Consider the following 13,104-nt stretch of genomic DNA (forward strand, 5'->3'; position numbering starts at 1 on the left):
AAATGTCACGTTATTTAATTAAAAACTTGTATATAACTAAATAGGGGGCGATTTCAAGTGCGCAAAGATACAAAATAAAATAAAACAACTTGCTGATTATCAATTTTTGATAATTCTTTAGTAGAAGAAATAATACGATGAGATTATAAGACAGAAATGTAAAAAATATTGAGAAAAATACAATCTTATTCTCATAATCGTAGTATACAAGCACTAAGTTGATGGGAATCAGCAATAAACCAAATAGATTTCTAGCGTTAATTTTATGGAAATTGTACGTATTTATATACGATTCAATATCTAAAATAACCGCAATTATTTTTTCAATAATGTACTTTATGAGGATAAAAAACACCATAAATGAGATGATTTTCACAAAAAGAAGTGGCGTAGAAACCAATTGTGGATGAAAAAAAGTGAGTGCAACGTATGCAAAAATGGAAAAAGAAATTAACTGTACAACAAAAAGTAGCGTTGTAAATCCGTTGATAATAGCTTCCTGTTTCGATTCTGTTAGATTTTGATATTTATTTGAGAACAAAAACACCAAGAATAAACCAAACTTTTTTCGAAACACAAAACGCGTGACAACAAGTAAACACAACGTTACCAAGAACAATAGCGTAAGCCAATCTTTAGAAATTACGGTTCTTTCAACGGTTTGAAACATGCGGTAAAATTAGCAAGTATGTTAAATAATACATAAAAATATCGCACAAAATAACATAGTCATTCACAAAACCCATAATTTGTTTACTTTTGTTCGGATAATTTTAGAAAATGTCAGACGCAATTGTTGTCATACCAACGTATAACGAAATTGAAAATATAGAAGCAATTATTGATGCAGTTTTTGCACAAGAAAAAGCGTTTCATATTTTGGTTGTAGATGACAATTCTCCTGATGGAACGCACAAAAAAGTAATAGCACTTCAAGACAAATATCCTGATAAACTATTTCTAGAAGTCCGAAAAGCCAAAACAGGACTGGGAACTGCTTATATACACGGTTTTCGTTGGGCGCTGGCACGTGATTACGAATATATCTTTGAAATGGATGCCGATTTTTCACACAATCCTAAAGATTTGGTTCGCTTGCTTGCCGCTTGTGAAAATGAAAATGCCGATGTTGCCATTGGTTCGCGCTATGTAAAAGGTGTCAATGTGGTAAACTGGCCAATGAATCGTGTGTTAATGTCTTATTTCGCATCAAAATATGTGCGCTTTATCACAGGAATTCCAATTCATGATACTACAGCAGGATTTATCTGTTATCGCAGAAAAGTGCTTGAAACTATTGGCTTGGATAACATCCGATTTGTCGGTTATGCATTTCAGATAGAACTCAAGTTCAAAGCATGGAAATTAGGTTTCAACATTAAAGAAGTTTCCGTTATTTTTACTGATAGAACCAAAGGGAAATCTAAAATGGATAGTTCCATATTTTCAGAAGCTGTTTTCGGAATTATCAAAATGAAAGTCAGAAGTATGTTTACTCGATAATCGAGTTTTAAATGCCAAGAGGTTTGCCTCTTTGTATGAATATGAATTTTTCTAAAATGTCTCTTGAACATGTTTCGAGATACTTGAATAAAACACAACACAATGCATAAAATACTACTAAAAAACGCACAAATAGTAAGTGAAACCGATATAAAAACGGCAGATATTTTAATTGAAGGAGAACGAATTGCTAAAATAGGAAACAATTTATCTGACACTGCTGATAAGGTTATTGATGCAACAGGAAAACATGTTTTTCCTGGAATTATTGACGATCAAGTGCATTTTAGAGAACCAGGATTGACGCACAAAGCAAACATTGCTACAGAATCGAGAGCTGCTATTGCGGGCGGAATTACGTCTTTTGTAGAAATGCCCAATACAAATCCGCAAACAACAACTGTTGAGAAGCTTCAAGAGAAACTAGACATTGCGAAAGAAACTGCTTTTGCCAATTATTCGTTTATGTTTGGTGGAACAAATGATAATTTAGACGAAATCTTAAAGGTAGATCCAACGCAAGTAGCAGGATTAAAACTATTTTTAGGTTCGTCTACAGGAAATATGCTAGTCGATGACGAAGCCGTTTTAGAAAAAATATTTTCAAGTACGGACATGGTAATTTCGGTGCATTGTGAAGATGAAGGAACCATCAGAAAAAATTTAGCCGAATACAAAGAAAAATTCGGAGACGACATTCCAATCGAATATCATCCCATTATTAGAAGTGAAGAAGCATGTTATCTATCTTCTTCGCGTGCCATTGCGTTGGCGAAAAAAACAGGTGCACGTTTGCATGTTTTTCATCTTTCTACAGGAAAAGAAACGCATTTGTTTGACAACTCAATTCCGTTAGAAGAAAAGAAAATTACAGCAGAAGTTTGTGTGCATCATTTATGGTTTTCGGATGCTGATTATAAAGAAAAAGGAACACATATTAAGTGGAATCCTGCGGTAAAAACTGCGAGCGACAGAGATCAATTGTGGGAAGCGTTATTGGATGATCGAATTGACGTTATTGCTACCGATCACGCACCACATACTTTAGAAGAAAAAAGCAATGTATACACCAAAGCACCTTCTGGCGGACCGTTGGTACAACACGCATTAAACGCGATGATTCAAGCGCATAAACAAGGGAAAATCTCGTTAGAAAAAATTGCACAGAAAATGTGTCACAATCCAGCGCGACTGTTTCAAGTAAAAGATAGAGGATTTATCAAAGAAGGTTTTTATGCCGATTTGGTGTTGGTGGATTTAGAAAAGTCATATGAAGTTTCTAAAGACAATGTATTGTACAAATGCGGTTGGTCGCCATTTGAAGGAACAACATTCGATTCTACCGTGACGCACACATTTATCAATGGAAATTTGGCATATGCTGAAGGAACATTTTCTGAAAAACGCCATGTAAAACAATTAGAATTTAACAGATGAAAAACTATATAATTTGCATATTATCCATACTTTTTGTCGTTGTTTCTTGTAAAGAAGAAGCAGTGCCAAAACCAGATAATTTATTATCGAAAGATAAAATGGCGGCAATTTTATACGATGTTACACTAATTAATGCGGTAAAAGGTGTCAATAAAAAGAAATTGGAAGAAAGTTTAATGCATTTAGATTCGTACATCTATCTAAAGCATGAAACAGATAGTTTACAGTTTGTATCAAGCAATAACTATTATGCAGCAAATCCGACAGTTTACAACGAGATTTACAGAATTGTACAAGCAAAATTGACAGAAGAACGTGAATTGGTAGGAGAAGAATTAAAAGCAGAACAAAAACGCAGAGATTCTATCCAAGAAGCAAAAAAACTGGAACGAAAAAAGAACGATACGTTACCCAAGCCAAAATTTAATCAGGTAAAGAAAAAGTAAGAGGCAAAGAATTAATCTTCTTTGTATCGCTTTGCAACACGCGCAATACTTTCTTCAACGAGAATAAAAGTAAAGTTGAGCGCTTTTTGAATTTTGCTACTGTCATAAAAGGATTGCGACTGAATTGATTTAGCTGTTTGTTTTGTCAATTTCCGACGTTTTCCCGTGAAGAACTGTCGCCACCAATCCACTCGCCAAGCAATTCCTACTAAAAATGAACTTGCTTCTTTTTGCGGTACTTTTACGTTTAATGCTTTTGCGGTTGTTTGAGTAAATTTTTTCAGTGACCAATTTTCAGCAACCAATACAAAACGTTCATTTTTAATATCGCTATGCATCAATTGAATCATCACAGAAACAACGTCTTTTACATCTACAAAACTCAAAATTCCGCTCGTATAATATTTTAGTCCTTTAGCAACTGTTCGAATTAGCGAACCACTTCCCGATCGCCAAAAACCAGCGCCTAAAATAATAGCAGGATTTACAATTACAATATCCAAACCTTCTTGCGAACCGCGCCAAACTTCCATTTCGGAGCCATATTTGGAAATTGCGTACACATTATTATCTGCTTCAGGATTCCAATGTGTTTCTTCGGTTATAGGAATCGTAGGATCTTCGTTTTCACCAACTGCGGCAACTGAACTCACGAAACAGAGTTTTTTCACGCCGTACGAAATGCACAAATTCACGATATTGGCAGTTCCTTCAATATTAATCTTTCGCAATGCATCAAAATCTTTCGGATCAAAAGAAATCAGCGCAGCTACATGATATACATGTGTTACTTCAGAAAATACAGCTTCTAGCGAAGGAATATCAGTCACATCAGCTTTATGCCAATCAATTTTCTCAAAAAATGGTGCTACCTCATCAAAATAATATGAAAACACTTTTTTTACAGCTTCCAACTTGTCAATGGTTCTGTAAATTGCTTTAATTTTTGTTTCTGTCTTTGCCAAATACGCCAATAAATGCGCACCAACCAATCCAGTTCCACCTGTAACTAATATCATGCTACTAAAATAAACTTTTTTCTTTTCACTTTTATATCTTTGCGAAGCTTTAAAAAGATTATACAGATGAACAGCAATTTAGTAGAAGAATTACGTTGGAGAGGAATGATACACGATATCATGCCAGGAACTGAAGAACAATTAAACAAAGAAATGACGACTGCGTATATCGGATTTGATCCAACATCCGACTCTTTACACATAGGAAGTTTGGTTCCTATTATTTTGCTAATGCATTTGCATAAAGCTGGTCACAAGCCAATTGCATTGGTTGGTGGCGCTACAGGAATGATTGGCGATCCATCGGGAAAATCAGATGAACGTAATTTACTGACAGAAGATATTTTGAATCATAATGTAGCTGGAATAAAACGTGTATTATCGCGCTTTTTAGATTTTGGCGGAAGTGAAGCAAATGCACCAATTTTAGTAAATAATTACGATTGGATGAAAGATTTTTCTTTTATCGATTTTGCTCGTGATGTTGGAAAACGAATTACGGTAAACTACATGATGGCAAAAGATTCTGTAAAGAAACGCTTGAGCGATGAAGGAAACGGAATGTCGTTTACAGAGTTTACATACCAATTAATTCAAGGTTACGATTTTTACCATTTACACAAAGCACACAACTGTTTGTTACAAATGGGCGGATCAGATCAATGGGGAAATATTACTACCGGAACTGAACTTGTTCGTAGAATGAATACGGAAGAAGCTGCAAAAGCTTATGCAATGACATGTCCGTTAATTACAAAAGCAGATGGTTCTAAATTTGGCAAAACGGCTGGTGGAAATGTTTGGCTGGATGCTGATAAAACTTCGGTATACAAATTTTACCAATTTTGGCTGAATACGTCTGATGCTGATGCGGAAAAATACATCAAGATTTTTACGTTTTTAGACAAAGAAACTATTGATGCATTGATCGCAGAACATAAAGAAGCGCCACACACTCGTGCGTTGCAGAAGCGATTGGCGGAAGAAGTAACGACATTGGTACACAGCAAAGAAGATTTAGAAAATGCGCAGAAAGCAACGCAAATTCTTTTTGGGAAATCTACTTCGGAAGATTTAAAACAACTCGACGAACAAACGTTTATGGATGTTTTTGATGGTGTTCCGCAAGCAGAAATTGAGCGTGCAGATATTGAAGAAGGTTTGGATATGATTGCGGCATTGGCTGCCAAAACAAACTTTTTAGCTTCCAATGGAGAAGCGCGCAGAGCACTAAAAGAAAACTCCGTAGCTGTAAATAAAACGAAGGTAAAAGAAGATTATAAAATTACAACATCCGATTTAATCAATGATAAGTTTGTAACCATTCAGCGTGGAAGAAAGAAGAATTTCTTGTTGATAGTTAAAGGATAGCGTAATTTAGAAATATAATTACTGTATAAGACAGATTGCTTTGTCATTCTTCCTCGCGGATGACGTTTCAGATTAAGCATTTTTACGAAGTTAATTTTTAAATCAACGCATTTTCAAATTATCAAATTTAAAAAACCTACTTCTCTACATTTGGAAGTTGGTAACTTTTGTACGCACCAAGAATTCCGAAAACTGATAGTACTAAAATTACGCCTTCAATAGAAATTAAAGAGACCAATGCGCTCAATCCGCCAGTGACTAATAAAATGAGTCCGATGAGTGTATTACTGACAGAAACATAATTGGTTCGGTCGTTTCCTGTTGCCATGTCTACTACATAGGTTTTTCGTCCCATGCGGACACCTTCATGCGCGATTCCTAAAATGAAAAAGGCAATCGGGTAAAGCCAATTTGTGTCACGGAATGTTTCAGCATAAGAAACAACACAAAAGATGATGATTCCTAAAATGGACGCAATAAATACTGCAAATGCCATCACGTTTTTACTCGATTTGTCTGCTAGCTTTCCCCAAGTTGGCGAGCTTACTATAGAAGCTATTCCTTTTGCAATGATGAATAATCCGAGTAAATAACTTTCTTTTCCTACGTATTTTTGGGCTAATAACACATAGTATGGCGCAGTTAATGCAGAACATAAAAGCAACGATCGGGCGATGACAAAATTCCTAAATTGCGTATCTGTTTTTAGTAAACTGAATTTTGAAAATATACTTTTAGTAGCTTCTTTTTCGGTTTCTACTTCGCCAGGAAATTCTTTGATTTTTGCATATACAATCGCCGCAATAAGCCAAGTTGTTGCTGCTAAAAAAATAAGCCAACTGTAAAACCAAATGTCTGCATCACTTTTAGAAGTATATAAAATGTACAATCCGGTAGCCAAGACCAATACGCCAGAAACGGAAACGGTATATCCTTTGAGTCGCCCGCGACGTGTTTTTGGGATGGATTTCCCCGTTACGTCTTTTGAGGATAGTGACGATAGACTTCGCGAAATACTAAATATTACAACCGCAGCTATAATGAGCCAACCTGCTGTTGTTCCTTCAAAATATAAGGTAATAAAACCAATAGAAGCAATAGCAATAAATTGCAGCAATGCGCCCACAACCCAAATCCATTTTCTGATCGCTTGTCTGTTTACATAGGTAGACAATAATATTTGCGGAACCATAGAGCCAGATTCTCTAATAGGAACAATTAGACTGATTAAATATACTGGTGCGCTTACATAACTCATTAGCCAAGTGAGTACTGTTTTAGGATTGCTTAGCGTGTCACCAAGTTTTATAAAAACACTACTGATGAGAATTAGAAAGTAATTTCTTGGAACATGTTCACAGGCTTTTTCAGAGATATCTGTGCAAACACGTTCTTTTTTTTCATCATTTAAATAACGATATAGCTTCTCAAACATGAAGTTTGTGTAGATTTTTGATTTGCTATAAAGATACGAGTTTTTAAAGGACGGAATTAAACAAAAAAACAACCCTGAATATGTGTAGTAGGAACCATATTCAGGGTTTTTGAATTATATTAAATAACTAAACTAATATAAGATGTTAATCTCAATAGTTTGGTCGGTATTTTCCAGCAAACCTTTCAGTATGAATGTGTTAAAAAACCATTAAATTACAACCACGAATGTCTGAGTGATCGAAACGACCGAGAATTTCAAAAGTATTGTTTGCATGAATTTTTCCTAAATCTTGCGTAGCAATGAAAGCACATGAGTTTACATTTGCCAAATCTATTACATTGATGCCGCCAGATTTTCCTTTGGGTTGAAGCGTTAATGCATCTTCAGGATCGCGGGTAAAAAGTTGCATCCAAGGTGGCGTTTGAAAGATTCCGTTTCCGTTGGAATATCCTTGCGAGAGTAATTCGGTCATGCCGTATTCGGAATGAATTTCAGTAACGCCAAAACCATCACAAAGCTGTTGATGCAATTCTGCGCGAATCATTTCTTTTCTACGCCCTTTCATACCACCAGTTTCCATGACAATGGTATTTTTGAGTTGAAATTGTGTTGTTTCAATCAAATCTAATAAGGCAAAAGAAACGCCAATAAGCAGCACTTTTTTCCCTTCTTGATCGAGTTGGGTAAGTTTTTTTGTGAGTCCTTTTAAATCATTTAAATAAAAACCACTTTCAGGCTGTTTGCTGCGTTTGATAAGATCGTTTACCATATAGACTAATGAAGATCCTTTTCGTTCAAGATAATTCGGTAAAAGCGCTAAAACAACGTAGTTTTCAATGTTTCCGTAGAAATATTCAAATCCTTTGCGATAGCTTTTTTCGTAGATTGATATATCGGTTACCAAATGTCTGCTCGGCGTACTTCCTGTGGTGCCAGAACTTGTAAATGTTTCTTGAATTGGGTGATTATTGGAAACGATTTCGTGTGATTTGAAAAACTGAATTGGCAGAAAAGGAATATCTTCAATTTTTGTAATATCGCTTGGGTGCACGTAAAGTAAATCGCAAAATGAACGGTAGGTTTGGTTATTTTCAAATTGATGCTGAAATGTTTGAAACGTCAATGCTTCAAAATCTGCCTTGGTAGTAATATTGAAAATAGTGTTGGAATTCATTTCTTAGATTGAAATGACAAAAGTACTTAAAATAAAAAAGCATCTTGAGGTTTCAAGATGCTTTTTTGTATGTTATTTGATTGGTAAAATTACTTAATCACTAATTTCTTAGTAGCAGATTTACCGTTTTCTGTAATTTTAACTACGTATACTCCAGATTGTAATCCAGAAACATCTAACGTTCTTGTAATCGTTGTGTTGATTACTTGCTTTCCGATGATGCTGTATACTTGTACATCTTTTGTGTTGTTTGTAGCAGATGTAATTGTTACTGTATTTCCGTTAGCAGGATTTGGATACATACTGAAAGAAGAAGTTCCGAATTCTTCAGTACTTAATGTAGTATCAATATCACTAGCGTATCTTGGAAGTATTTGGTATGTTCCGTTAAATTCACCACCTAAACCAGTAATATTTGCTGGCATAGCAGGAATTGTAGAACCGATGATATCTTCATCACCAAAAGAAACTCTACAAACTGTAGTTTCAGATCCACCATTTTCAGTAACAGTATAGTTTGTGTTATCTGCAAACATTCCGCCTGCGTCTGCACCATCAAAAGTAACAGGTAATAACGTGATTAATCTACTTTCGTATGTTTCTCCGTTTGCAGCCAACGTTCCAGCTGATACAAATATTGGAGTTAATGTGTTTCCAGTTGAAGACGCACCAGGTACGTTTGCAGTTGGTACAAATTGAAGCACACCAGAGAACTGAGATAATTGTCCTTGTAAACCAATGATTCCATCTCCAATGTTTAATGGAGCACTTAATGTTCCTGCAACGTCATCAATTAAGATTCCTGCATCAGCATCTTGAATGTATTTTTGATTTCTTGTTCCTTCAGTTACGATATAAGAAATTACAGCTTCACCTGTTAATTCGTAAAACTCACCTAACGTTCCGTTACGTAACTCCGTAAGGTTATTTACTTGTGTAATGTTAGCTATAGAGAATGATACCATTTTAGTATCTACAACCATACCACCTTCAAGTAGTTCAACTGTTACGTTGTATGTTGCTCCATCCATTGTAGGTACTGTGTAAGGACTTGTTACATCAGCATCTGTTGGGTTTGCATCTACAGTAACGTTTACTTGGTTTCCAGCCATCATTAAGTCGATGTTTTGTGTTGTAAAAGTAACATCAACACTGTTTGTTCCTGGATCGAAAGTAGCACCATCAGCAGGAGTTACAATACTTACAGAAGGTACTGTAGAGTTATTCATAATTTCGTTCCAGCTCTCAGCTACACGAATACCATCTATAAGAAAAGCTGGTATGTTGCTTGATTGACGAATAGCAATTGCACTAATTGTTCTTCCAGTAGTTCCTGTATTTGTTGCTTCTGGCATTGCAGGCTCAGTAGGAGTTACCGCAGTTAAAACGTGTAAGTTAGAAACTCCAGTAGTAACTTCATAAGAAAAAACTAAAAGATACGTTGTGTTTAAAGCGTAAGATGTTGTTCCGTATGTTAAAGTTGAACTACTTGTTCCAACACCAAATTGCACACCACCACTTCCATCATCTCTTGCTCCAACTCTTGTTGTAAAACCACCAGAAATATTAAAGTGTAAAAAGTAGTTTCCGCTACCTACAGAGCTTAAGTTTACTAGTGCACTTCCATATATTGTTCCAGATGAAATAGCTGTAAAAGATCTGTTTACATCTTGAGAAGTTCCAGAAACTGATGCATGTCCACCAACTCCAGATGAAGGATATCCTGCCATTGTTAAACTTGGCGTTGCTACATACTGTACTGGACTTGCAGAACCTGAGTGTTGACTCCATGCGCCACCACTAGCTGCAGTCAAGTCTCCATTTGTCATTCCATAATCGAAATTTTCCTCTAACACTTGTCCAAAAGACAAAGAAGAAATCAATAATGCAACTAATAAAAAGTAATTTTTAATCATGTGATATATTTTAATTATTTAATAAATAATGACACAAATATACAAAAGAAGCCGAATAAAAATACCAGACTTACGTATTTACACGCTGTTTTAACCATTTGATAACAAAAGTATTATTGTTTTGACCCGTCCTAAAAAACCGTTACAGTTATTTAGGATTAAAAATAGTTAAAACACAGATAAGACAGCTGTCTTATCTGTGTTTTTTCTTTTATAGGTTTTTATGTTGACTTTATTTTGTTTGTGCATCTGTTCTGGAGTTAGCATTTGACATGATAAATGCGGTCTTTTGGTATTATAAACTTTAATACTCTGTTGTACTATTTTCTTCATTAGTTTGATGTCTATTTTAGAGGTGCCCATCAAAAACTCTTGTTTCAAGATTCCGTTGATTCGCTCTGCTACTGCATTTTGATATGGATCATAGGATTCTGTCATACTACATTTAATATGACTCTTAGTTAATATTCTTTGATATTGATTACTACAATATTGTAAACCTCTATCAGAATGATGTATTAGCCTTTCCTTGGGATATTTTCTGTTTTTAACAGCTTGCTTTAATGCTTTTATAGAACTATCTACTGCCAAGGTATTTGATAGATAATACCCAACGATCATCTTAGAATATGCATCTGTAATAAGCGATAAATACATGGGATTAGCTCGATTACCTACATAGGTAATATCTGCTACCCAAACTTGTTCTGGTCTGTTTACATCTAAATTCTCTATTACATTGTTATGTTTTCTAAACCGATGATGAGAGTTAGTAGTGATATGATAGCTCCGCTTGGGTTTAATCAACATATGATTTGCCTTTAAAATAGCAAATAAACGATCTCTGCCGACACCTAAACTACGTAAAGACTCTTGTAGAATATGATATAACTTCCTTGTGCCAATGCGTGGTTGCTCTATTCTAACAGATTGAACCAGCTCTATCACATCACTAGCAATACACTGTCGTTTCTCTTTTGAACGTATCGCTCGGTAATATACTTGCCTGCTTACCCCAAGTAACTCACAAGTAGATGAGATACTTTCTCTGTAATGTATTCTAAACATATCGATTACTTGGGTTTGGAGTTTTTTCTGATAGGAATATTAAACTCTTTTTCTGCTAAATCAATCATCATATCAAACAAAATAGCTTTCTTGTCAGCACGCTCCGCCAGATGTTCTGCACGAGCCTTCTGCTTTTCTAACAGTTTGATTTTTTCTTCTAATTCTAAAATCTTTTGTTCTGGAGTCTTTGTCATAGAAAGTGGAGTTTGATTATGCCAATCAAAGTTACCATATTTTTTTAACCAAGTTCTGATGGTAGATCCAGATTGTATACCATACTTTGATAAGACTTGTGAGCGTGTCAGTTTGCCCTGTTCAATCTCTTGAACTACTTGGAGTTTAAAAGATAATGAATAATCTTTTTGAGTACGTTTTACATAATTTGTTTTCATTACGCTTAAAATTTAGTGTAACGCTATTTCAGGACGAGACATTTGTAACACAAAAAACGCCTTCTGTAATAGAAGGCGTTTTTTTAATATATTTTTTTTTGGAATTAGTTTCCTACAGTCCAACCTGCTCCCCAAGTTGCGTAGTCAGTTCCTGTTCCGTTTCCATCTCCTGAAATTAAATCAGCATCTGTAAACGATACTCCAGTATCATTTTTTACTTTTAGTGTAATGTCTGTGAATAAGATATCAGTAACAGAAGTTTCTCCACTTGTTACTCCAGCACCTGTTGGGCTGTCAGTATCGTTTCCGTCTAAATCAAATCCTTCAGCATATCCTTCTAAAGAAACATTGTTAAATGTTGCTCTTGTTCCAGCTCTTAAACGAATTGCTTCACTACTGTTTGCAGATCCTAAACCAATAATTGTAAGGTTGTTTACTGTTGGTGCAGAGAAATAGATTGGGTTTGAGTTGTTTCCGATGTCAGTGTTAAAACCATCAGCTTCAATTCCTTTGTCATGATCTGCTCCGTGCTTTACGTAAGCGTTTGTAATAGTTCCTGTGTAACCTTCTGTCCAGTCGATAGAATCATCTTGTGCATTTACTACAGAAATAAAGTTAGCATTTACAGTTCCACCGAAGAACTCAAATCCATCATCTTTTCCTTCAAATACTTGTACATACTCAACAGTCGTTTGGTTTCCAACTCCGTAGAAAGAAACTCCGTTGTTTTCAGATTGTCCGTCAGCAGATCCACCAGAGTATTGTACACGAACATAACGTAATGTTCCTGAGTTGTCACTAGCATTAGTTCCACCGTAAGGTAAACTAGCGATTTCTGAAGTAGAAGTTGCTGTTCCTGATACTGAGTTGATTGGTGCGCTACCTAATAAGATTAATCCTCCCCAGTCTCCAGCAGCAGGTGCAGAAGCATCAGATGTAAAAATAATTGGGCAATCAGCAGTTCCTTGTGCATCAATTCTAGCTCCTTGAGAAATAGCTACATATACATCAGCTCCACCAGCTAATGCTTCAATAGTCATACATGGAGGAATTGTTAATGTAGTTCCTGATGCCATGATTAATGATCCATTGATTTTGTATGTGTTGTTTGCATCAAGTGTTAAATCTGTAGTGTATGTTCCAGATAAGAAGATTGTTTGTCCTCCTGTACCTCCAGAACCACCTGTTGTATTGTTGTTAGTGACACTATTATCACTGTTGTCAGTGATATTAATATCAGCAGTGTCGTCTGATGCACAAGAAGTCATTAACAATGCTCCTAAAAGTGCGAATCCAAATAATATACGATTTTTCATTGTGTTTGTGTTTTTAATAGTAAT

General features: G+C 35.4%; 12 protein-coding genes. 4 read left to right on the top strand and 8 right to left on the bottom strand.

Features of this window, described 5'->3' with window-relative positions:
• Positions 1-10: 10 nt before the first annotated feature.
• Complete coding sequence (locus tag KAOT1_RS23785; RefSeq protein ID WP_007095426.1) at positions 11-670, bottom strand: DUF4271 domain-containing protein; 660 nt, start codon at positions 668-670, stop codon at positions 11-13.
• Between the two features lie 110 nt (positions 671-780).
• On the opposite strand from KAOT1_RS23785, the gene KAOT1_RS13700 reads away from it, so the two are divergent.
• The 3 genes from KAOT1_RS13700 (at position 781) to KAOT1_RS13710 (ending at position 3,386) form a co-directional block, all read left to right on the top strand.
• A complete protein-coding gene (locus KAOT1_RS13700) occupies positions 781-1,503 on the top strand; it encodes a polyprenol monophosphomannose synthase (RefSeq protein WP_007095427.1) in 723 nt (240 codons plus the stop codon).
• 102 nt (positions 1,504-1,605) lie between these two features.
• Complete coding sequence (locus KAOT1_RS13705; RefSeq protein WP_007095428.1) at positions 1,606-2,940, top strand: dihydroorotase; 1,335 nt, start codon at positions 1,606-1,608, stop codon at positions 2,938-2,940.
• On the top strand, positions 2,937-3,386 hold the full coding sequence (locus KAOT1_RS13710; RefSeq protein WP_007095429.1) for a DUF4296 domain-containing protein: 450 nt from the start codon (positions 2,937-2,939) through the stop codon (positions 3,384-3,386). Before KAOT1_RS13705 ends, KAOT1_RS13710 begins: the two co-directional genes overlap by 4 nt.
• An 11-nt stretch (positions 3,387-3,397) precedes the next feature.
• Here the strand turns inward: KAOT1_RS13710 and KAOT1_RS13715 are convergent, their stop codons facing one another.
• Positions 3,398-4,405, bottom strand: coding sequence for an NAD-dependent epimerase/dehydratase family protein (locus KAOT1_RS13715; protein WP_007095430.1), 1,008 nt, complete (start codon positions 4,403-4,405; stop codon positions 3,398-3,400).
• 66 nt (positions 4,406-4,471) lie between these two features.
• Here KAOT1_RS13715 and tyrS point away from each other — a divergent pair, with 66 nt between their 5' ends.
• Positions 4,472-5,776 carry a tyrosine--tRNA ligase gene (gene tyrS / locus KAOT1_RS13720; RefSeq protein ID WP_007095431.1) on the top strand — a complete coding sequence of 435 codons (1,305 nt, stop codon included), beginning with the start codon at positions 4,472-4,474 and terminating at the stop codon, positions 5,774-5,776.
• A gap of 136 nt (positions 5,777-5,912) precedes the next feature.
• Here tyrS and KAOT1_RS13725 read toward each other — a convergent pair whose 3' ends face one another.
• The 6 genes from KAOT1_RS13725 to KAOT1_RS13750 all read right to left on the bottom strand — a co-directional run bounded on the left by KAOT1_RS13725 (position 5,913) and on the right by KAOT1_RS13750 (position 13,080).
• Entirely contained in the window at positions 5,913-7,211 is a 1,299-nt protein-coding gene (locus KAOT1_RS13725) for an MFS transporter (protein WP_007095432.1), read from the bottom strand.
• Positions 7,212-7,410: 199 nt separating this feature from the next.
• Positions 7,411-8,388, bottom strand: a complete 978-nt coding sequence (locus tag KAOT1_RS13730) for a LuxE/PaaK family acyltransferase (protein ID WP_007095433.1) — start codon at positions 8,386-8,388, stop codon at positions 7,411-7,413.
• 89 nt (positions 8,389-8,477) lie between these two features.
• Positions 8,478-10,304 carry a T9SS type A sorting domain-containing protein gene (locus tag KAOT1_RS22045; RefSeq protein WP_007095434.1) on the bottom strand — a complete coding sequence of 609 codons (1,827 nt, stop codon included), beginning with the start codon at positions 10,302-10,304 and terminating at the stop codon, positions 8,478-8,480.
• A gap of 168 nt (positions 10,305-10,472) precedes the next feature.
• Entirely contained in the window at positions 10,473-11,372 is a 900-nt protein-coding gene (locus tag KAOT1_RS13740; protein WP_007092993.1) for an IS3 family transposase, read from the bottom strand.
• 5 nt (positions 11,373-11,377) lie between these two features.
• Positions 11,378-11,764, bottom strand: coding sequence for a helix-turn-helix domain-containing protein (locus KAOT1_RS23440; RefSeq protein ID WP_007092873.1), 387 nt, complete (start codon positions 11,762-11,764; stop codon positions 11,378-11,380).
• Between the two features lie 104 nt (positions 11,765-11,868).
• Positions 11,869-13,080: a hypothetical protein gene (locus tag KAOT1_RS13750; RefSeq protein ID WP_007095435.1), complete on the bottom strand. Its 1,212-nt coding sequence runs from the start codon at positions 13,078-13,080 to the stop codon at positions 11,869-11,871.
• Positions 13,081-13,104: the final 24 nt, after the last annotated feature.

The organism is Kordia algicida OT-1 (assembly GCF_000154725.1).
Taxonomy (GTDB): domain Bacteria; phylum Bacteroidota; class Bacteroidia; order Flavobacteriales; family Flavobacteriaceae; genus Kordia; species Kordia algicida.

Coding starts and splice junctions, on each gene's coding strand:
- KAOT1_RS23440 (WP_007092873.1), bottom strand. CDS start 11,764: ATGAAAACAAATTATGTAAAACGTACTCAAAAAGATTATTCATTATCT.
- KAOT1_RS13710 (WP_007095429.1), top strand. CDS start 2,937: ATGAAAAACTATATAATTTGCATATTATCCATACTTTTTGTCGTTGTT.
- KAOT1_RS23785 (WP_007095426.1), bottom strand. CDS start 670: ATGTTTCAAACCGTTGAAAGAACCGTAATTTCTAAAGATTGGCTTACG.
- KAOT1_RS13715 (WP_007095430.1), bottom strand. CDS start 4,405: ATGATATTAGTTACAGGTGGAACTGGATTGGTTGGTGCGCATTTATTG.
- KAOT1_RS13740 (WP_007092993.1), bottom strand. CDS start 11,372: ATGTTTAGAATACATTACAGAGAAAGTATCTCATCTACTTGTGAGTTA.
- KAOT1_RS13750 (WP_007095435.1), bottom strand. CDS start 13,080: ATGAAAAATCGTATATTATTTGGATTCGCACTTTTAGGAGCATTGTTA.
- KAOT1_RS13725 (WP_007095432.1), bottom strand. CDS start 7,211: ATGTTTGAGAAGCTATATCGTTATTTAAATGATGAAAAAAAAGAACGT.
- tyrS (WP_007095431.1), top strand. CDS start 4,472: ATGAACAGCAATTTAGTAGAAGAATTACGTTGGAGAGGAATGATACAC.
- KAOT1_RS22045 (WP_007095434.1), bottom strand. CDS start 10,304: ATGATTAAAAATTACTTTTTATTAGTTGCATTATTGATTTCTTCTTTG.
- KAOT1_RS13705 (WP_007095428.1), top strand. CDS start 1,606: ATGCATAAAATACTACTAAAAAACGCACAAATAGTAAGTGAAACCGAT.
- KAOT1_RS13730 (WP_007095433.1), bottom strand. CDS start 8,388: ATGAATTCCAACACTATTTTCAATATTACTACCAAGGCAGATTTTGAA.
- KAOT1_RS13700 (WP_007095427.1), top strand. CDS start 781: ATGTCAGACGCAATTGTTGTCATACCAACGTATAACGAAATTGAAAAT.